Consider the following 19,963-nt stretch of genomic DNA (forward strand, 5'->3'; position numbering starts at 1 on the left):
TAACAATCGGCCGCCGATATACTGAATTACTCACAAGCATGAACAATCCAAGATCAACTAACTTACAGGTTGCCGGTGACTTCGATCCCGTCGGCCAATTGCAGATGGTTTCTCACCCAAGCTATGAACTGATTCAAAAAATTCCGTAATTCAGGCTCTGCAACCACCTGTTGATCCAGCTCTGATAAAATCCCCACCCACACATCCTTCGTAATCGGATTCTCCCAGCAGGGATCAAGAGCCTTCATCTTTTCTCCAGTTCGTGGGTCAGTTAAGGGAAATGAGCGATCCAATGCGGGTCGAATATAGTCAAAGTCTTCATTATATATGAACAGCATGTCTTCCATCTCTACTTCAACCGATTCTTCTATGTATAAAGGGGATAAAACAAAACCCACATTCCGCTGTGGACCTTGATACTGATACATGAGCGCAGGAATTGTTCTCTTTGATTTGTTAGTCATATATGCTCCTCCTGTTTCAGGCAAATCTCTTACCGATCAGAGTTCAAACCAGATTAAACCACCATCAACCTGGCTGGTTTCTCGCTCCATCTGATGCATCCAGCCCCGCGCCTCTTCACCCCAGATATGAAACAAACAGTAGATATACGAATCCCCATCCACAATCTCTTCTAATCCGGAAGCCTCTTCTATCCACACTTCAAGGGCTCTAGGCCAGGAAGGATCTTCACGTTTCAATACAAAGCTGTTGGCTTGGTGTTCTAAGCTGTACATGTTGGTAAACGTTAATGAACTTGCCAAACGCTTCACAACTTCAGGTAAAATTGCAGGTTCTGTTGTGCTAATTCCATATTCCCAGCCCATATGTACAACCTCCCTCAGACTTCTTTTGCTCCAGATGATTGCTTTTGTTCATGCATTTGATGGATTGAACGATCCAACCACAACTCATACCAGTCCAGAAAATGTAATCGATTCGTATTGCCCCAATATTGATCAGGATAGATTCCATTGCGGTTAGCCCGGTCATCAACCCATATCTCTCCGTAAGAGGCTCCCTTAACAATTAGATTCATCGATATGCCACAACCAAAATCACTGATGCGCAGCATGCCTGCCGACCATTTTGGATCAAAATATTCGTGTTCCAGCGCTTCCCATTCCTCTTCTTCCTTGCTGTCATCGAACCAGTCATAGTTCCAGTTCCATGCTTCCGTGAATTGGAAAGGGTCCGAGACCGCGTTCAGCTCATCGTCATAACCCAGCACAGCGTATACACCGTCATTCGGGTTTTCTAAACCATAATAAGGCCCTCCACCCGTTCCCATATGAAGAAGCCATACCTTATAGTCCTCCGGCAACTCAATTCGCCATTTCTGTTCAAATTGCGTAATATCCTTCTGGGTCCACACAGACGCCATTTCATATTCATGGTTTTCTGCGCCAAACAGCTCCAGATCCGGGTCCAGACTTCGGAGAGTGATCAACTTTTCACGCATACGTTCCAGTTGTACAGTGTACATAATCTACCTCTCCTCCTTTGCTACTCCATTACGTTTGTTCCACGGCGTACCCGCGTTGCTGTAACTCATCCAGTGCTGCTGCTACATCTCTCTCAGTACACAACTGCTTAATCAGTCTGGCGGTCACCGGTTTTCCTTCATATACTTCAGCTACGGCTTCCAACGGCAGATCCGGCAAGTCATAGTACCCTTTGGACCAATCAGCGTAATCTTCCGGGTTCTTCTCCACATATCCCAGCAAAAATTCTGCGCCACCTCTAGCGTCCACTTTGTCTTCCTCGGCCATCGCCAGCTGAATCCAGTTACCAACCTTCCATGGCAAGTCGTTCCCTTCCTGCCATAGGCAAAAGGTCACATCCTCCAGATCCAACGTTTCCTCATGATCTCGCAGTACAGCCATCAAGGCCTCTGGTACTTCATCATACATGCCCGGATAGATTTCTCCGTCCTCACGAGCATGTGGGCTCAAGGGTGACTCATGATCAAATCCTTTGATCAGCGTGCCTGAGTTCGTAAACAATACATGCAGATGATCACCTGCGCCGTTATTGATGCTTCCCCATGCCACACCTGGCTGAAGTTCAGCTTCATAATGATGAACGCGTAACCATTCTTCCTCCGAAAAGATGATATCCAAAGCAGCGAGTATTCTCATCCGTTTACGCAGGGCATCTGCATTCATCATCATTATCTCGTTCCAATCCTGCATATGAATCCCTCCTGTTCGTATATGTACACTATATCCGTATTAATTCATCCAGCGTGTTATTTCCCTGAATACTTGGTGTCATGACAATGGTGATCCGACTGGCTTCTCTGGAGACGATACACGCATAATTTCCGGGCTTTAACTGCAACAGAACCCCTTCACACGTCTCATCCGGCTCCAATTCACCCCCAGTGACATCATCCGCCGCTCCCAGATAGACGTGCCCAGACGGAACTTGCAGATGATACCCCTTTCCCCGTTCCGCTGCGTGATCTGGATCTGAATCCTCCTCTTCACCCTCCAGGCTCCATTCCACCTCATACACTCCATCCGCACCCAGATTCAGGAACAGACAATGACCTGCATTCACCTCAGCCAGCTCATCCACTGGAATGGACCACCAGTCCGAAGTATCCTCAAGCCGATGTTTTAACGCTGCCAGATCATACAGGCACAATGTTGCCGTATCTGTAACCATTCGAAATGTTCCTCTCATATTCACCCCTCCCTTCTGTCTGATCCAGGTCTGACCTCAGAAATATATTCCATCATTATATCAAGCCTGATACACGTGTAAAAGGAACCCATGGACCATCTCTGCTTGCGCAACTCTTCATTTCTCGCTCCAAATGGTCGATATAAGCATAACTGACTTTTTTTGAACCTGATGGAGGAAGCCAAGCCATGTCAATTAACAATAGAAAAGAACCCTTTCGCTACACATTGAAGGAACCAATCCACTTTGAGATCTATATTCTCAGCATCAACGGGGTTAACGCACCCGCCAAACCCATCCAGGCCGAACTCTGCGATATCAGTCGATCCGGCTGTCAGCTGTCATTTCCGCTGTCCCTTCCTGTAGAGAATAACGATATTCGGATTGGAATGAATATGCTGCTCTTTGAAGACCCTCTATATATGGAAGGCACTCTCCGCTGGGGTCAAGAAAAAAATACCTCATGGCATTATGGTGTTCAACTCGAAATGCAGGATGGGAACCAGGACCGTCTCTCTAGAGAGATGCGAATGCTTGCAGGACAAGGCAAAATTATTGTGAAATAGTTAGATGCCATATAGCCTGATAACAAAAAAACAGCCCAATCAAATTGGACTGTCGCAAGATGAAACTCTTTATGCCGCTTTACTAACTGTCGCTGGTTGTTCCATTTTGGACCAGTTCACGGTTTTTTCAAGAACCAGTGAGACCAATACCCCAATGACGAGACCATTACTTATGATCGGAATGAGGTACATGGGCAAAGTTTGAAAGGCCTCCGCAGGAATATTCATGACCGCAACTCCCGTAAGGACCGGCAGCGCTACACGATAGATCGTTTTAGAATTAAACGTTGTACCTTCAAGTGTTCTTAGTGCCGTGCCAAACATCTGAAGATAAGCCACGAACAAAACCGCACTGCCGACGCTTGGTGGTATTTGTGCAAAAAATGCTGTCACTGAAGGTGTAAGACCTATCACACATAACATCCCCGCTCCAATTATCAAGGCAGCACGACGCAGAATGCGAGTACTCTCCAAGAATCCGATCGATGATGCAAATAAACCAAAGGGCAGCACACCTACACAGGCTGACAACATCGTGAACAGACCCGTTAGCGTATAGGAATGCCTATACTGACGGCTTGTTGTTTCTGTCCGGTATAGTTTCTCAACTGTGCTTAATGTGGTGATCGAATTCGTCATGTTCACCAACCCCACGAAAAATGCAGTAATGACAATACCCGGTTCCCATCTGGGTGCTCCCCATGGAAACAGTTCGAGTCCAGCCGGGGCCTGATTAGGCTGTCCGCCATGTTGTCCAGGAAACAATAGACTATAAGCGATCCAGCCTGCCACAATCCCAATCAGGATCGCGTAGTTCCCCAGTTTCCCCCTGCCCTTTAATTGAATCCATGCCACCAAAAATGCAATGACAACGGACAATGCGGCAACAGGCAGATCGAAGCGACCAAACTCCGTATATCCAATCATACCTTTGAAAAAATTCATGGTTAATTGAATCGTCATTAGAAACAACATGGCACTCTTCACCATAGGTGTGAACAGCTTTTGCAGCACTTGCGCTGCTCCCAGCCAACCCAGAATCACCATCGTTAGTCCCGCTAATAGAAAACCTGCAGCCAACCCACCGCCAATACGCTCCAGACTCATACCGGCCGATGAAGCAGATACCGTCAAACTTAGCGTCAATCCCCACCATAACCCTGACGGACCATCCATAATCGCATATCGATGACCGAATACAGCTTGAAGAATACACACTGCTCCGGTAAGGATAAATGCGTGCTGCATGGAGGCAGCGATGGCATCCGGAGACAGATGAAAATTATGTCCAATGGATAGCGGAACAACAACTGTATTGGTAAACAGGAAGAAAAACCACTGTATACCTGCCAAAATCAGTGAAGATACGTCCTTCATATTCTTTTGTGAAAAATGCTCTTGATGTCTGTTCATTCGTTTGGAATATCCTTTCACTGTTCTGTATCATAAATGTATAAGTCTCTTCAGACTTGGGTTAATAGTCGTTCCATCACGGCATACCGATGTCGGCTCGCATGTGCAAGTGGTGTAATCCCGTCCCGATCCGCAATCTTTGGATCTGCACCATATTGCAAAAGCAAGGCAACAATCTGTTGGTGACGCGGCCCACCATCTCCCAAAATGACCGCTTCCAGCAAGGCTGTCCACCCCAGGTTGTTGATATGGTTCACATCCACATCACTGCGTGTAAGCAGAAGCTCCACAATGTCCACATGGCCCCGATCCGCTGCCGGGATAAGAGCTGTGCCGCCAAAACGATTCGTTAACTTCGTATCTGCACCTGCTGTAATCGCCAATTCGACCATGTTATACATACCCTCAGCACTCGCGTATAACAGCAGGTTGTCCAATCGTGCATCCTGAAGGTTAATGTCGGCTCCGGCGTCCACTAGCATCCTTGCCGTGTCTATCTTGTTACCGTGCACCGCAGCCATCAGAGGTGTCCGCCCCAATGCATCCCGTTCGTTCAACCGGTTACCCTGTTGTGTGATAAATCGAATGACCTCATCGGTATGGCCCGCTTGAGCAGCATCATGTATTGTTTTAACCACGTTGTTTTATCCTCCAATTCAAGGTCTTTCTCATGCAGTAATATTGATATAGAAACCAAACCCTGTTAGTCAGGTATGCAAATCTAATGTATGGTAACATAAGATCGTAGTATATTAAAAATACATGTTTTGTTGGCTTTCCATACGAATTACATATACATTGCAAGCGAAGGAGAACAACCACTTGGATATCAAACAATGTCGCTATTTCATTGCCATTGCTGAGGAGAAACAGATTACAGCAGCAGCCCGAAGACTTCACATGGCTCAGCCACCCTTAAGCCAGCAGCTTAAGTTAATGGAGGAAGAGCTTGGTGTAATGTTGTTTGAACGCAAAGGACGTATGATGGAGCTAACGCAGGCGGGTCGCAGCTTCTATGATTATGCGGTTACCTTGACCAAATATATGGAGGAAGCTGTAATGGAGATGCAAAGTTTCCGTCATGGCATCCGGGGCAAACTTGCGATCGGCATCAATACCATATCGGATCGCCTGATCCCGCAAGCACTGCAACAGTTTCGCACCACCCACCCACAGGTTACCTATAAAATTCAACAAAATGAATCTGCGCAATTATGCCGATTGCTGGAAGATGGCAAAGTTGAACTTGCCTGTGTACGCATGCCTGTCCAGACTGAACGTTATGAGGTGCTGCATCTGCCACAGGAGCCCCTTTTCTATATTTCTTCGACACCACTTGATAGTCCGACAGAGATGGGACCAGGAGTGGAGATGGGGACTTATTTTGAACAGCTTACAGGTATCCCTCTACTGCTTCCAAGTACAGAGGGACTCGGCATGTTCGAGTTGATTCTGGACAAGTTCCGGGAGCATCAGGTTACCCCCTCCATCATGGGTGAGTGCTCAGACATTAATATGTTGCTCGAGCTGGTCCGACTCGGCTTCGCCAGTTCCATCGTGCCTCATACGGTACTGCAGCTATACCAAGAGCACCCTTTCCACGTATATTGCATTCAGGATCAGCATTCCACGGTTGGCTCGGCGCTGGTCTGGCTACAAAACCGCTATCTGTCCAAGCCTGCACAACATTTTGTGCAATTGGTGCAGGATATGCTTCCCGTGTAAAAGCTATAAGCAAAAAAACAGCAGCTTTACCGGATTACACTCCGGTGAAGCTGCTGTTTCATTTTTTATGGTTAAGCTTTAGCTGTAAACAACAAGTCTTTTTCTTTGATCGTAGTGCGACCAGCAGATTCAATGGACTCATACTGATGCATATTTGTAATAATAACAGGTGTAATCGTCGTGTAACCGGCTTTTTCGATCTCTTCCCGGTCAAACTCCATCAATACATCACCTACGGTAACCTTCGCACCTGCTTGAACTTTAGGAGAGAAGAATTGACCTTTCAGCTTCACGGTATCAATCCCGATATGAATCAACATCTCTGCGCCTGTATCACTTACCAGACCAATGGCATGTCCACTCTTCGATAACGAGAATACTGTACCGTTGATCGGAGATACAACACGTCCCTCAGATGGTTGAATCGCGAATCCTTTACCCATAATCTCTTCAGAGAATGCAGGGTCTGGAACTTCGCTCAGCGGTTTAACTTCACCTGTGATCGGGCTGAATACTTGCTCATCTTGTGCTTTTGCTTCTTCAGTTACAACAGAAGTCGTTACTGCTGATTTTGCAGGCTCAGCTGCTGGTGCTGCTGGCTCAGTTGCATTTTCTTCTTGGAAGCCCAGGATATACGTAATGATTGCTGCAGCTACGATGGCAATCAAACCACCAACCAGAGCATAAATCAAAGTGCTAATTGCTGGACTGACAAATGCCGCAATACTCGGCAGACCTGCAAGTCCTGTAATAACATAAGATTTAACATTGAAGATTCCCATAAATGCACCAGCAATAGCACCCCCGCTGAGAGCTGCGATAAATGGTTTTTTGAACTTCATGTTGATACCATACATCGCTGGTTCCGTGATCCCCATAATAGCCGTAAGACCTGTGGAATAGGCAAGGGATTTGGTTTTGCTATTTCTCGATCTGAGTCCCACCCCAAATGCTGCGCCACCTTGTGCAAGGTTAGCTGCAAACATCAGTGGAATAATAAAGTCGTACCCCAGTGTTGTCATTGAACCTACAACGATTGGCAACAACGCATAGTGCATACCCGTAATGATCAGCAGTGACATCGTACCACCAATCAGGATACTTGCGAAGATGGACATGTTATCGAACAACCATGAAATACCACCAGACAAACCATTACCAAGAACAGTACCGAGTGGTCCTACAGTCATCAACGTCAGAGGAACCATAATTAAAAGGGTAACTGTTGGAACAATGAGTAACTTAAGTGAAGCATGTATAACACGATCAACGGCTTTCTCTACATATGAAGCAATCCAAACTGCCAGAACAATCGGAATAACTGTAGAAGAATACGTTGCCGCTATGACTGTAATCCCCATAAAGGATGAGTTGTGACCATCTGCCAGTAATGCTGTAATGGTCGGGTGCATAATGCCCGCAGCAAGCGCCGCAGCAATATACATATTACTACCCAGCTTACGTGCAGCACTTATCGCCAGAATGATTGGCAGGAAGTAGAATGCACCGTCGCCGATTGCTGACAAAATGATGTAGGTTGAGCTGGTATCGGACAACCATCCAAGTGCGACCAGGATCGCCACGATCCCTTTGATCATACCTGCACCCGTAATCGCAGGCAGGATTGGTGTAAACATACCTGAGATGAAATCGAACAGCGCACTTATTGGATTTCTCTTTTTCTTTTCCCCAGTTGAAGCACTTGATGTTGCATTATCTGCGTTTGGAGATTTGGACATGTTGCCAACAAGTGCGTTATACACGATAGGTACATCGTTACCAATGATGACCTGGAACTGTCCACCGTTCTCCATAACACCCATAACGCCTGGTGTATTTTTTAGCGTCGCTTTGTCCGCTTTTTTGTTGTCATTGAGGTTGAATCTGAGTCTTGTCATACAGTGTGTGACTTGATCGATATTCTCTTCGCCACCAACAAGCTTCAAAATATCCTTGGACAATTGTTGTTTATCCATTGTGTTTTGCTCCTTTTATGTGTAATGAAGGTTAAAAAAAAACCTAAACACTGAATAATGACAAAGCAGAAAAGCTTATCATTATTCAACGTTTAGGTTTTGCCTTTTTAGCAGTAACAATCCCAACTTTATTCAATTGTTTGTTCATTTCTGACAACTCGTTCAATATGAATGGTCAGATACAGTATTTCTTCCTTGGACAACACCCGATTATAGATCTTACGCGTATAGTCACTGATCCTTACTGCACATGCATGTGCTTCCGGATACTGCTTGCTCACCAAGTCATGAAGGGGATTATCTTCTTCTTTATCTTCAATCGCCGTTCCTTGCAACACACGTTGGGCAAAGAACTTCAGATGAGTTAAAAATCGATAATAACTCAATGAATCTTCATCAAGTTCAATCACAAAACTACGTCTTACAATGTTAAGTATGTCCTTAACAATGTTTGTAATACTGATCGTTTCCCTCATCTCACCGTTCATCTGGGCATTAACCAGATGCATTGCAATGAATGCGCATTCGTCTTCGGGCAACAGGACACCTAACGTTTCCTCAATAATCTGTAGCGCCTTGAGTCCAATGGCATATTCCTTCCGGTACATGCGCTTGATCTCCCAGAACAATGCGTTACGGATCTGCAATCCTTGACGATGTCGATCAATGGCAAAATGAATATGATCCGTCAGTGAAATGTAGATGCTTTCATGCAGCTTCTCACCTAACACCGTCTCGGCATAACGGATAATCTCATCCGAGCACTCGACATATTCAACCGGGATATCAGACAGAAGTGTTTTGAGTTTCTGTGATACTTCCTTACTTTCAAGCGAGAATATTTTTTCGACGAGACTCTCGTCAATCGATTCACCAGTATGCTTTTTGAAGGCAATTCCACGTCCCATAACGACCAGTTCGTTTCCTCCCGGATCAATTACGGTAACTACGTTGTTGTTCAGCACCTTCTCAATTTTCATTTCTTCACATCACCTTGCACCGTCAAAGTAGTAAAAGGCAAAACCAAAGCAGGTCACGAGATATGCCCTGCTTCTGGTTTTGCCTGATTGAACAGTAACAATCCAGTATTCATTAGCCTTAGGCCCATCTTACCATATAATTATCCATATGACAATGTTTTTGTGAAAGCGGTTAATGTGCATTAATGTGACATAAGAAGGTGCGTGTACAACCATGCTTTAAGAACTAATATTTACACGTTGTTGTTCTTAAGACTTGCGCCATTCGTACCAATAACTTCTTTGTACCAGTGGAATGATTTTTTCTTGTAACGATCCAGTGTTCCTGAACCGTCATTGTTGCGGTCTACATAGATGAAACCATAACGTTTCTTCATCTCTGCTGTTGAAGCACTTACCAGGTCAATACAGCCCCATGACGTGTAACCCATCACTTCTACGCCATCCTCAAGAGCTTCGCCCACCTGTACCAGATGGTCATTCAAGTATTGAATACGGTAATCATCGTTCACCGTTTTATTGCCATTTTCGTCCGTGATCAGCTCATCAACTGCTCCCAGACCATTTTCGACAATAAACAATGGTTTTTGATAACGGTCCCAGTATTTGTTCAGCGTTACGCGTAGTCCTTGCGGATCAATCTGCCAGCCCCACTCGCTCGCTTTGAGATAAGGGTTTTGCACACCTGCGAACAGGTTTCCTTTTCCTTCAACCCGTTTCTCCTGATCACCTGTCTCACAGATACTTACATAATAACTGAACGAGATAAAGTCTACAGTATGCTTCAGAATTTCAGCATCGCCATCTTCAAACTTGATATTGATATTATTCGCTTTGAAATAACGATTAATGTATTTCGGATAGTAACCACGTGCATGGATATCAGCAAAGATATCATTGCGCTGTTCCGCATGCATCGCTGCAACCACATCATCCGGGTTCGGAGTTAACGGATACGTAGGCATGCTCAGTACCATACAGCCGATTTTCGCTTCAGGCATAATTTCATGACCCAGTTTCACAGCCAAGGCACTGGCTACCAGTTCATGATGGATCGCTTGGTACAGATCCTGTTTGGACAGTTCTGCTTTTGGCGTGTAGATCCCACCACTCATGAATGGTTCCTCCAGGATGGAGTTGATTTCATTAAACGTCAGCCAGTATTTAACTTTGCCTTTGAAACGGTTGAACAGCACTGTTACATAACGCTCGTAGAAATCGATCATTTTACGGTTTACCCAGCCATCATACGTTTTGGACAAATGCAGCGGTGTCTCATAGTGAGAGATCGTTACGAGTGGTTCAATCCCGTATTTGTGGCACTCATCGAACAGGTCATCGTAGAATTGCAGACCTTTCTCATTTGGCTCCATTTCATCACCTTTAGGGAAGATACGGGACCAAGCGATGGATGTACGGAACACTTTGAAGCCCATTTCAGCAAACAGTTTAACATCCTCTTTGTAGCGATTGTAGAAATCGATCCCGATCAGTTTCAGGTTATCCTCTGTAGGACCTTCCGTTCTAGGCGTTGTAATCCCGTGAGGCATGACATCTTGAACAGAAAGACCTTTGCCATCTGTATTATAAGCTCCTTCAAGTTGGTTGGCTGCTACAGCGCCGCCCCATAGAAAGTCTTTCGGAAATGGTGTAGTCATATCAATCATTCCTCTCATTATTTATCACTATAATAGTTTGGTTATAAAACTTAGTTGGTTGGCAATTGTTCCAATCGTTGTAGAATCAGCTCCAGCTGAGCACCTGTAACCGACTTCGATGACTCAAATTGATCTTTGGACATACCGGACATAATACCGGCTTTGGCACTATTCTGAACGGCTTCATAAGCCCAATGCTTATCATTCAAATCCTTGAACAATACTACAGTTGACTCGCCTGCAGCATTCCAACCGCGACTCGTCAAAATATGGTCTACGATCACTGCCATCTGTGCACGTGTTACTTCCTCTCCCGAGGCAAACATCTGATTGCTGACACCTTTCATCAATCCTGCCTTGGTCACTGTCGCAATGGCCTGACGAGCCCATTCAGGAGCAGAATCTGTGTACGGGTAAGCAGATTCGGATACTTCAGGAAGATTTAACTTGTTGGCAAGCACGAGGGCGATCTGCGCTCTTGTCACAGGCTCCGTTGGTTTTGTTCCATGCTCTATGTTACCTCCATCCTGTTCCCCTGAAGTCCCTTTGCTTAGTTGGAACAGGTCGGCAAGTACTTCTTTGTTGTCAAAAGCCGGTACCCATGACCAATGCTTCATGCCACCGTACAGTCTTTGGCTATCCATGTATGCATCGTCATACAGCATCATATTGACATGCTTGGCTCCAAGCTCAGTCAAAGCCTGATAAGCCAAAGAGCTTGTCCGGCTGTCAGTGGTTGGATCATTTTGGGCATGCATAATCCATACTGGGACATCCACAATATCTTTCAGTTCTTTTTTGAATGCTTCTACAGATCCGGTGTAATCCGCTACCGTATCCTTGGCCGCTACAATAATCGCTCCAGCAAACAGATCGGGATATTGTGTCAAGAAACGGAAGGCACCACCACCGCCACTGGAAACACCAGACAGATAGATTCGATTCGGATCAACTTCACCTTCAGCAACCAGCTTCTGAATCAACTCATACTGCGCCACGAAGTACGCCTGCATCTGGGCCAGTTGCTGCGGGTTATCATAGATTTTGAAGCTGTAATTCTCAGGATACTGTACGGCCAGTACGGAAGTATCATACCCTGATTCCGTCCAGACTACAGCTCCACGATTTGCAGTAAGATGGCTGCGCCCGTCCGTACCAACTTCGCCACCACCATGGAGCCATACCATGAGCGGCTTTGGTTCTTCGGACGTGCTTCGTTTCAGTTGATAGGACAAGTTCGCACCATTACTGCCTGTAAATTGTCCGTTTTCAAACTCATCGACCGTACGAGTTTTGACTACATTTACATTTTTATCGTCAAAAGAAAGTTCAGGATACGCCTTGCTTGTGACTGCAAATGCCGACTTAAATCCACCTGGATATTTAAAAGGCTTTACCGCCATATGGATGGTATGATCCGTAATTGTCAATTTTATTCCGTCATCTTCATACTCATTCTGTATGATCTCTTCCGCTTCATTTAAGGGATAGCCATCATAATTTCCAGTAATTTCGAAGTCTGAAGCTTTCAGATTCTGATATTTCTCCGGATTCGCTACAGTAATGTCAAAGGACTCTACCATCTCTCCAGGATCACCAACATAGGTATTGGCCTGGATTCGAGTAATCTGGGTGCTTTCCGCACCAACGGTGGCTGGCCAGATCACACTCAGACTTAGTGTCAGGGCAAGCATCCATCCCATACTTTTTGTGTTCATACTCCATCTTTTCAAAAGATATCCCTCCATATGTAATGTTTGCAGCACATAAAAAAACGGACAAACGCTAATCAGCAGGCCCTCAGGAACATTAAATTCCATTAAACACTAACTGTTATATCAGGTTTGCCCGCTCAGAAAACGTGAGAACTACAGTTGCTCACCATTACTGGAGATTACGTTTTTGTACCAGTCGAATGAATCCTTTTTGGAACGCTTGAGAGTCCCGTTACCTTCGTCATCCAGATCCACGTAGATGAAACCATATCGTTTGGACATTTCGGAAGTGGACATACTCACAAGGTCAATCGGGCCCCATGCTGTGAATCCAATCAGATCCACACCGTCTTTGATAGCTTCTTTCATTTGTTCGATGTGTTTTTTCAGGTAATCCACTCGATAGGAGTCATGGATCGAACCGTCTTCTTCAACACGGTCATATGCACCAAGACCATTTTCTACGATGAACAATGGTTTCTGGTAACGATCCCAGAAGTTGTTCAGGGTTACGCGCAGACCGATCGGATCGATCTCCCAGCCCCAGTCGGATGCTTCCAGATAAGGGTTTTTCACGCCGCCAGTCAGGTTACCCGATGTTTCTTCCTTGTCTGCAGATGCAGATTTGGTTACGGACATGTAGTAGCTGAAGGAGATGAAATCAACGGTATTGTTCAGCAAGATCTCATCATCGCCTGCTTCTTTTTGAATCACGATGTCGTTTTCTTCAAAATAACGAGCCATGTAGTTCGGATATTTACCACGAGCATGCATGTCTGTGAAGAAGAGGTTAATCTGATTCTCGTGTTGAGCCAGACGAACATCTACTGGATTACATGTTGCTGCATAAGTTTCCATACGAGCAAGCATACAACCTACTTGGGAACCAGGCATAATCTCGTGAGCAAGCTTTGTTACCAATGCACTTGCTACAAATTGGTGATGCAGCGCTTGATAAGTGGTTTGCAGTTTGTTGTCCACTTTATCGATCAGAATGCCGCCGCCAGTGTACGGGCTGAACAGCATGACGTTAATTTCATTAAACGTCAGCCAGTATTTCACTTTATTTTTATAACGGTTGAACACCGTTTCTGCATATCGAACATAGTGCTGGATCACTTCACGGCCTGCCCAACCGTTATATTTTTGCGTCAAGCCAAGCGGTGTCTCATAATGAGACAATGTAACGAGCGGCTCGATGCCATATTTCAACAATTCGTCGAATACTTCATCATAAAATTTCAAGCCTGCTTCATTCGGCTCTTGATCATAACCGTTCGGGAAAATACGTGCCCAGTGAATGGACAAACGGAATACTTTAAAGCCCATTTCAGCAAACAATGCAATATCTTCTCTAAAGTGATGGTAGAAATCGATACCAAAACGTTTCGGGAAACGTTCTTCGATTTTGCCGGAGAGGATCTCTTCGATTCGGGAAGAGGAGATTTCCATGGCATGTCCGCCTGTACGCTTCTCTTTGGGAACATGAGCGATCATGTCCGCTGTGGAGAGGCCTTTGCCGTCCTTATCGAATGCACCCTCCAATTGATTGGCAGCTGTAGCGCCGCCCCATAGGAAGTTTTCGGGGAATCCTTTTTTTGCCGTGGTCATGAACAACAACCTCTTTTCGAAATTTATTTTGGTTTTTCCAGGTAAAAAACTGCAATTTAGAGCAGAAAACAAGAAAAACCTAAACTCAAGGTAAAATAGCACCAAAAAAAGGAGCTTTCATTTCACCATCAGTTTAGGTTTTGCCTGTCTTCACAGTTACAATCCATCAAAAGATGTTATTGCGTATTCTGTTGTGTTTGCTCTTGTAATGTAAGCGTAACATATCTATTTTGCAAAATCAACTTCACTGGATCAACTGATCGTTCACACACTCTCACCATCGAAAAAATTAACGCGGCATACGCATAATCGCTGCCCTTAATGCCTGCGCTCCTTCCTCCGTTTCCAGGTAAACAGCGGGACTTTGGTCCCCTAAAGCCGGGATATCTTTCGCCATCCATTCAAAAGCGTACTCCCCCATTTCACACAAAAGCACCCGACTTATATCTGCCGGAATCCCTTGTAATCGCGCACGTTCTACCCATGCAGGATCCATCTTTTGTCCAAGTTCTTCGAACAATTCGGAAAATGAGTCCCAGCTTGCCTGATTAAACTCCTTTAAATAGATACCTTTCATACTCATGTAATTTCACTCCCTGGATTGCAATTAATAACTCCGAAGTCCTATCTGACACAATTCATCCTTAAGCCGCTTGAATCCGTTTCTGTAACAGGTAGACTTAATTTTAAATGTTTTTCGGGGGAAAGAACAGTCAAGGAGGATTCAATAATGACTCAGGAAGAAAACACATCCGGTTGGGATGCGATTGATCAATCCATGCGTGAATTGTATGGGGAACAGGAACCAAAACACTACGGCACTGCCCTTCCGTATATGCTCGGTGGGCCTGATCCACTTGATGGTATCAGCGTCTATGCGGTGAACACACCTATGCCTCACTGGCATTTTGTCACATATGGTTTCTCTGAATTATATGAAAAAGAGATGCAGGATGCATCCAAGAGCGGATATGGATTCGAGCTCACCTTTCGTCTTACACGCAGTGAAGCAGAGACTGATCCGCCAGCCTGGGCGCTGAATCTGCTACAGAATGTAGGACGTTACGTGTTCAACAGCGGAAATATCTTTCAGCCAGGAGATTACATGGACGCCAATGGCCCCATCTGTCTGGAATCCGATACTTTGCTGACTGCTCTCTCGTTTATTGAAGACCCGGATCTACCCGCAATCTCTACGCCTAATGGTTCAGTGCAATTTATTCAGATGGTTGGCATTACAGGTCGGGAATTGGAAATGGTTCAAAGCTGGAATGCTCGTGGATTCCTGTCTGTCTCCTCCATGTTCATGCCCAAATATGTGACGGATCTGATGAGAAATTCGTACGCAGATATTCCTTCGGTTATACAAGCGGTTGAGGATGGAATGGAGAAGGACGGGTCCAGTACAGCGTTTTTATTCATACAACAACTGGCTTGGGAGTCTCCTCGCAAAAGATTGCTGCAAAAATCGGTCCCGGCCAAACTCCAGCTTGGAGCCAAACAAGCCGTAATAGTTGGCACCATCCTTCGCAGCCGAATTTTGAAAGGTGCCTCCCTATCCTTGATTGGACCGGATACGAATATTCTGTTCGAAGCAGGAGAACAACCAGCCGTATTGGAATCGGACAGACAAGTTACCCTGACGGTAAACAAACAAATTGTTGAGGAGCTGGCAGAGAACCTTCATCCGGTTGAAGGGACATTCGAGGTGGTTTCGTTAGATCATCTTCTCGTTCAGATTGTTAGAACAGAGATTAAGGACCAGGAAGGACATGTCATTCAAACGATTGGATGAGAACTGTGCAGCAAGGAGGAAACAACATGCCTGCCATTACATTTGCCACACGACACGAAGAGTCCCCGACTTGCTCGCATGCAGCAGGAACGGCTCCGTTCGACTATTTACCAAAATCCAGTCTGGACAGACTTCGCAAAATCAATCATTTCCTGATTCATGCATTCCAGAACAGTATCTCGGATATCAAAGAAAATTTAACGGGCACCTATCTTTTTCTACTCACAGATACGGACGGTGTGTTACTCTCCATGGATTACAGTTCAGATCTTGAAGCTGTGGTGAAACATTCCCCTATATGTCCGGGTACGATCTTCACCGCAAAGAGCTGTGGAGTCAACGCCATATCAGAAACGATGGATAACAATAAACCTGCACTGTTGCTGCCGGAACAGCATGAAAGTCCTTATTTTCAAAGCTGGCATTGTTACGCCGCACCTCTGTTCATGGGATCACAACATTTTGGTTATCTGGATGTGTCCACCATTAATGCAGATATGCAAGGTGAACTAATCGCCATTGCCAAGCTAATTCCAGCGTACATGCAGAACTGTTACCAGAGTCAACAGACTGCTGAACTGTGCGACAAACCGGTGGTGGAGTTCACCGAGCGTCAGTTAACTATTCTTGAGATGATAGCCGGTGGCCTCACGGTAAAAGCCATTGCTTTGAAATTAAAGATCAAGGAATGCACCGTGAATCATCACAAAAAAGTGATTTTCAACAAATTAGGTGTGCAATCCAGCACAGAAGCTGTTTCAATTGCCAGCCGAATGTCTTATGTATAGAAGACCCCTATAGATTCCTATAGGTAGTATATGAGAACGTTTGTGCTACAATTTAGGAAGCAGGCAACATGTAGAGAGAGAAACACACACACACACATTTCAGGAGGGTAATATGACAATTCCAAAAAAAACTTCTTTATTCGCCATGCTTATTATGATTATGCTGGTTGCCGCCGCTTGCGGTGACAAAGCAGATAACACAGCCGCAACAGAAGAGCCTACCCCGACAGAAACAACGACTGGTACTGACTCTGATACAGCGAATACAGAAGAAACAGAGAAAACAGAACCAGCAAGCGAAGAGTCCAAGGAAACTGATAATTCCCAAGACGTTGAGCTGGGGACGACGGAAAAAGGTTCTTACACCAATGACTATTTCGGCGTATCTCTGAAATTCCCGGAAGCATGGGAGTTCCAGGATGCTGCAGGCATGAATGAGCTGACAAGTGCTTCATCCGAAGCGATTGCTGGTGATGATGAAACGAAGAAAAAACAAATCGAACTGTCTCAGACCAAAACATTGAATCTGCTTATGGCTTCAAAGTACCCATTGGACGGAGGTCAAGTTGGCCCTTCCGCTATGGCCATTGCTGAGAAAGTAAGCTTGTTGCAAGGCATTCGTACAGGTAAAGACTACCTGGAAGCAACCAAGAAATTCATGGTGGATAGCCAGTTCCCTTACGATTATAAGGAAATGACAACGGAAACCATCGGTGGTAAAGAGATGGATCTGATGCAAATCACGATGGATCCAGGTGACGGTTCAACCGTTACTCAAGATTACTATAGTACGATTATTGAAGGATATGCTTTCAACTTCATATTCACTTACGTGGATGATAAGACCAAAGCCGAGATTGATACCATCAAGAAATCGGTTCAATTCAAATAATCGCTTTTGATTACTGCCATTATACGAAACACATATAACACAACCCCGATAACGATCTATGGAGATCATTGTCGGGGTTCTTTTTTTACTAAAAAAGATTTCTTGCACTAACTAGATATGGCTACCCAGTGCCCTTCCGTGACTTCTACCCACTTGGAATGTTCCAGATTATAACGGTCCTCTACTTCAACATTTTCTCTAGTTGTTTCTTTGACAACATGTCTCTTTTTCTTCGCTTCTACCGCTGGGTCAGGCACAGGAATAGCAGACAGTAACGCCTTGGTATAGGCATGTTGCGGGTTGGAATAGAGTTCTTCACTCTCAGCCAGCTCCACAATTTTCCCGTTATACATCACCGCCACTCGATCACTGATATGTTTAACCATGGACAAGTCATGCGCGATGAAGAGATACGTCAATCCGAGTCGCTGCTGCAACTCTTCAAGCAGCTGTACGATCTGAGCCTGTATCGATACATCCAGTGCAGACAACGGCTCATCACATACGATGAATTCAGGTTCCACAGCCAGAGCTCGTGCAATACCGATCCGCTGTCTCTGTCCACCCGAGAATTCATGTGGATAACGCTGCGCATGGGTGGGATCGAGACCTACCATCTCCAGTAACTCCTCCACCCGCTTCTCCCGCTGAGCTGCAGTACCTGCAAGTTGATGAATATCAAGCGCTTCTCCAATGATATCCATAATCCTCATTTTGGGATTCAGAGAAGCATAGGGGTCTTGGAAGATGATCTGCATATGTCTACGCATCGTTTTCATCTCCGAAGCCGACAAGCGATTGAGCGGGACTCCTTTAAACAGTACATCTCCACCCGTTGGCTCATGCAACCGCAGAATCGCACGCCCCGTGGTTGATTTTCCGCTGCCAGATTCCCCTACAACGCCAAGTGTCTCTCCTTGACGAATATGGAAACTGATATCATTCACAGCCTTTAAGGTGTTGCCTTTCCCCAGATTAAAATGTTGTCTGAGCGATTTCACCTCAAGCAACGGCTGATCATCCTCGAGATCTCTCGGGACCAACGATACCGGTTTTGGCTTTTTCTTCTGATCCAGACGTGGTAATGCATTCAGAAGTCTGATCGTATACGGGTGTTTGGGATTAGCAAAGATCTCTGTCGTTGTCCCGGTTTCCACAATCTGTCCTTCCTTCATAACAACAACCCGATCACATATGCCTGCCACTACGCCCAGATCATGTGTGATCAGAATAATCGATGTACCCAGTTGGTCCTGCATATCTTTCATCAAATTCAGAATCTGGGCCTGAATGGTAACGTCCAGTGCGGTTGTCGGCTCATCGGCAATGAGCAATTCAGGACGACAAGCAAGTGCAATACCAATCATGACCCGCTGACGCATGCCTCCGGAGAATTCGTGTGGATATTGGTTGTAGCGTATTTCACTACGAGTTATCCCCACCCGCTCCATCATGGCAATTGCCTGTTTCTTGGCTTCCCTTTTGGACACCTTCTGATGTTTGATCAGACTCTCGGAGATCTGTTTACCCACTTTAATGGTCGGATTAAGAGAACTCATCGGGTCCTGAAAGATCATGCCAATATCACGCCCGCGGATGCTCTCCATCTCTTTCTGCGTTTTATTGGCCAGGTCGACCCCTTTAAATAGAATCTCTCCCTTTTTCATCTGCGAAGGCGGGGAAGCAAGCAGCCTCATAATGGAACGTGCGGTCACACTCTTTCCACTGCCCGATTCGCCTACAATGCCCAGCGTCTCGCCTTTTCGTACTTCAAAACTCACTTCTCGCACTGCCTGAAACTCACTCTCTCCAGAATGAAAAGAGACCGATAGATCGTTAACTTTCAATAAAGGTTCCATATCATCACCAGCTCTCATCCGTTTTTCACATTCACTCATCTCATATGTATACCATTTAAATCCTTGACAATTGTTTAGACCCTAAATAATATATACTATATCAATCGGAATAATGCAATTTAAACCTGAATGAGAGGAGGCACGCTTGGTTTGAATCTTGCAGAAGGCAGCAGACTCTCGCGGTTGGTGCACAATTTAAGTTTTATTTATGGCAAAATGCTACTTCATCCTTCCTACCGATATGTTCTGTTCATTCTTGGATTACCGATCAATCTGGTCGTGTTTCTAATATGG

19 protein-coding genes are annotated in these 19,963 nt (G+C 45.2%); 5 read left to right on the forward strand and 14 right to left on the reverse strand.

Features of this window, described 5'->3' with window-relative positions; all coding sequences use genetic code 11:
- Positions 1-62: 62 nt before the first annotated feature.
- The 5 genes from ACE04G_RS01045 to ACE04G_RS01065 are packed head-to-tail and all read right to left on the reverse strand — an operon-like array spanning position 63 to position 2,691.
- A complete protein-coding gene (locus ACE04G_RS01045) occupies positions 63-464 on the reverse strand; it encodes a hypothetical protein (RefSeq protein WP_221824485.1) in 402 nt (133 codons plus the stop codon).
- A gap of 36 nt (positions 465-500) precedes the next feature.
- Entirely contained in the window at positions 501-827 is a 327-nt protein-coding gene (locus tag ACE04G_RS01050; RefSeq protein ID WP_221824487.1) for a hypothetical protein, read from the reverse strand.
- A 14-nt stretch (positions 828-841) separates the two neighbouring features.
- The gene (locus tag ACE04G_RS01055; RefSeq protein ID WP_221824489.1) at positions 842-1,486 is read right to left on the reverse strand and encodes an SMI1/KNR4 family protein; all 645 of its coding nucleotides are present in this window, start codon (positions 1,484-1,486) and stop codon (positions 842-844) included.
- A 28-nt stretch (positions 1,487-1,514) separates the two neighbouring features.
- Positions 1,515-2,195, reverse strand: coding sequence for a hypothetical protein (locus tag ACE04G_RS01060; protein WP_221824491.1), 681 nt, complete (start codon positions 2,193-2,195; stop codon positions 1,515-1,517).
- Positions 2,196-2,223: 28 nt separating this feature from the next.
- Positions 2,224-2,691: a DUF6386 family protein gene (locus ACE04G_RS01065; protein WP_221824493.1), complete on the reverse strand. Its 468-nt coding sequence runs from the start codon at positions 2,689-2,691 to the stop codon at positions 2,224-2,226.
- A gap of 188 nt (positions 2,692-2,879) precedes the next feature.
- On the opposite strand from ACE04G_RS01065, the gene ACE04G_RS01070 reads away from it, so the two are divergent.
- Complete coding sequence (locus tag ACE04G_RS01070) at positions 2,880-3,257, forward strand: PilZ domain-containing protein (protein WP_036617371.1); 378 nt, start codon at positions 2,880-2,882, stop codon at positions 3,255-3,257.
- A 69-nt stretch (positions 3,258-3,326) separates the two neighbouring features.
- On the opposite strand, the gene ACE04G_RS01075 is transcribed toward ACE04G_RS01070, so the two are convergent.
- Positions 3,327-4,670 (reverse strand): uracil/xanthine transporter, encoded by a 1,344-nt coding sequence (locus ACE04G_RS01075; RefSeq protein WP_260632980.1) that lies wholly within the window; start codon positions 4,668-4,670, stop codon positions 3,327-3,329.
- Between the two features lie 50 nt (positions 4,671-4,720).
- Entirely contained in the window at positions 4,721-5,308 is a 588-nt protein-coding gene (locus tag ACE04G_RS01080; protein ID WP_221824495.1) for an ankyrin repeat domain-containing protein, read from the reverse strand.
- Positions 5,309-5,492: 184 nt separating this feature from the next.
- Here ACE04G_RS01080 and ACE04G_RS01085 point away from each other — a divergent pair, with 184 nt between their 5' ends.
- Positions 5,493-6,395 carry a LysR family transcriptional regulator gene (locus ACE04G_RS01085; RefSeq protein WP_221824498.1) on the forward strand — a complete coding sequence of 301 codons (903 nt, stop codon included), beginning with the start codon at positions 5,493-5,495 and terminating at the stop codon, positions 6,393-6,395.
- 71 nt (positions 6,396-6,466) lie between these two features.
- Here ACE04G_RS01085 and ACE04G_RS01090 read toward each other — a convergent pair whose 3' ends face one another.
- From ACE04G_RS01090 to ACE04G_RS01115, 6 genes are all read right to left on the reverse strand, one after another.
- A complete protein-coding gene (locus ACE04G_RS01090) occupies positions 6,467-8,371 on the reverse strand; it encodes a beta-glucoside-specific PTS transporter subunit IIABC (RefSeq protein ID WP_405130631.1) in 1,905 nt (634 codons plus the stop codon).
- Between the two features lie 128 nt (positions 8,372-8,499).
- Complete coding sequence (licT, locus tag ACE04G_RS01095) at positions 8,500-9,351, reverse strand: BglG family transcription antiterminator LicT (protein WP_036668684.1); 852 nt, start codon at positions 9,349-9,351, stop codon at positions 8,500-8,502.
- Positions 9,352-9,584: 233 nt separating this feature from the next.
- Positions 9,585-11,009, reverse strand: a complete 1,425-nt coding sequence (locus tag ACE04G_RS01100; protein WP_449003465.1) for a glycoside hydrolase family 1 protein — start codon at positions 11,007-11,009, stop codon at positions 9,585-9,587.
- 50 nt (positions 11,010-11,059) lie between these two features.
- Positions 11,060-12,742, reverse strand: a complete 1,683-nt coding sequence (locus ACE04G_RS01105) for an S-layer homology domain-containing protein (protein WP_449003464.1) — start codon at positions 12,740-12,742, stop codon at positions 11,060-11,062.
- Positions 12,743-12,877: 135 nt separating this feature from the next.
- A complete protein-coding gene (locus ACE04G_RS01110) occupies positions 12,878-14,335 on the reverse strand; it encodes a glycoside hydrolase family 1 protein (RefSeq protein WP_169481317.1) in 1,458 nt (485 codons plus the stop codon).
- 289 nt (positions 14,336-14,624) lie between these two features.
- Positions 14,625-14,918: an antitoxin Xre/MbcA/ParS toxin-binding domain-containing protein gene (locus ACE04G_RS01115; RefSeq protein ID WP_083657375.1), complete on the reverse strand. Its 294-nt coding sequence runs from the start codon at positions 14,916-14,918 to the stop codon at positions 14,625-14,627.
- Positions 14,919-15,065: 147 nt separating this feature from the next.
- Between ACE04G_RS01115 and ACE04G_RS01120 the strand changes: the two genes are divergently transcribed.
- The 3 genes from ACE04G_RS01120 to ACE04G_RS01130 all read left to right on the forward strand — a co-directional run bounded on the left by ACE04G_RS01120 (position 15,066) and on the right by ACE04G_RS01130 (position 17,810).
- Entirely contained in the window at positions 15,066-16,130 is a 1,065-nt protein-coding gene (locus ACE04G_RS01120) for a suppressor of fused domain protein (protein ID WP_449003463.1), read from the forward strand.
- A 26-nt stretch (positions 16,131-16,156) separates the two neighbouring features.
- Positions 16,157-16,918 (forward strand): helix-turn-helix domain-containing protein, encoded by a 762-nt coding sequence (locus ACE04G_RS01125; protein WP_449003462.1) that lies wholly within the window; start codon positions 16,157-16,159, stop codon positions 16,916-16,918.
- Between the two features lie 112 nt (positions 16,919-17,030).
- Positions 17,031-17,810 carry a hypothetical protein gene (locus ACE04G_RS01130; protein WP_449003461.1) on the forward strand — a complete coding sequence of 260 codons (780 nt, stop codon included), beginning with the start codon at positions 17,031-17,033 and terminating at the stop codon, positions 17,808-17,810.
- A 107-nt stretch (positions 17,811-17,917) separates the two neighbouring features.
- Here ACE04G_RS01130 and ACE04G_RS01135 read toward each other — a convergent pair whose 3' ends face one another.
- On the reverse strand, positions 17,918-19,669 hold the full coding sequence (locus ACE04G_RS01135; protein WP_336765101.1) for an ABC transporter ATP-binding protein: 1,752 nt from the start codon (positions 19,667-19,669) through the stop codon (positions 17,918-17,920).
- Positions 19,670-19,963 lie beyond the last annotated feature (294 nt).

Source organism: Paenibacillus sp. AGC31 (assembly GCF_057334655.1).

What these genes read in the sequence shown, in the direction of transcription:
- ACE04G_RS01045 (WP_221824485.1), bottom strand. Translation starts at nt 464, where the DNA reads ATGACTAACAAATCAAAGAGAACAATTCCTGCGCTCATGTATCAGTAT.
- ACE04G_RS01050 (WP_221824487.1), bottom strand. Translation starts at nt 827, where the DNA reads ATGGGCTGGGAATATGGAATTAGCACAACAGAACCTGCAATTTTACCT.
- ACE04G_RS01055 (WP_221824489.1), bottom strand. Translation starts at nt 1,486, where the DNA reads ATGTACACTGTACAACTGGAACGTATGCGTGAAAAGTTGATCACTCTC.
- ACE04G_RS01060 (WP_221824491.1), bottom strand. Translation starts at nt 2,195, where the DNA reads ATGCAGGATTGGAACGAGATAATGATGATGAATGCAGATGCCCTGCGT.
- ACE04G_RS01065 (WP_221824493.1), bottom strand. Translation starts at nt 2,691, where the DNA reads ATGAGAGGAACATTTCGAATGGTTACAGATACGGCAACATTGTGCCTG.
- ACE04G_RS01070 (WP_036617371.1), top strand. Translation starts at nt 2,880, where the DNA reads ATGTCAATTAACAATAGAAAAGAACCCTTTCGCTACACATTGAAGGAA.
- ACE04G_RS01075 (WP_260632980.1), bottom strand. Translation starts at nt 4,670, where the DNA reads ATGAACAGACATCAAGAGCATTTTTCACAAAAGAATATGAAGGACGTA.
- ACE04G_RS01090 (WP_405130631.1), bottom strand. Translation starts at nt 8,371, where the DNA reads ATGGATAAACAACAATTGTCCAAGGATATTTTGAAGCTTGTTGGTGGC.
- licT (WP_036668684.1), bottom strand. Translation starts at nt 9,351, where the DNA reads ATGAAAATTGAGAAGGTGCTGAACAACAACGTAGTTACCGTAATTGAT.
- ACE04G_RS01100 (WP_449003465.1), bottom strand. Translation starts at nt 11,009, where the DNA reads ATGACTACACCATTTCCGAAAGACTTTCTATGGGGCGGCGCTGTAGCA.
- ACE04G_RS01110 (WP_169481317.1), bottom strand. Translation starts at nt 14,335, where the DNA reads ATGACCACGGCAAAAAAAGGATTCCCCGAAAACTTCCTATGGGGCGGC.
- ACE04G_RS01115 (WP_083657375.1), bottom strand. Translation starts at nt 14,918, where the DNA reads ATGAGTATGAAAGGTATCTATTTAAAGGAGTTTAATCAGGCAAGCTGG.
- ACE04G_RS01120 (WP_449003463.1), top strand. Translation starts at nt 15,066, where the DNA reads ATGACTCAGGAAGAAAACACATCCGGTTGGGATGCGATTGATCAATCC.
- ACE04G_RS01125 (WP_449003462.1), top strand. Translation starts at nt 16,157, where the DNA reads ATGCCTGCCATTACATTTGCCACACGACACGAAGAGTCCCCGACTTGC.
- ACE04G_RS01130 (WP_449003461.1), top strand. Translation starts at nt 17,031, where the DNA reads ATGACAATTCCAAAAAAAACTTCTTTATTCGCCATGCTTATTATGATT.
- ACE04G_RS01135 (WP_336765101.1), bottom strand. Translation starts at nt 19,669, where the DNA reads ATGGAACCTTTATTGAAAGTTAACGATCTATCGGTCTCTTTTCATTCT.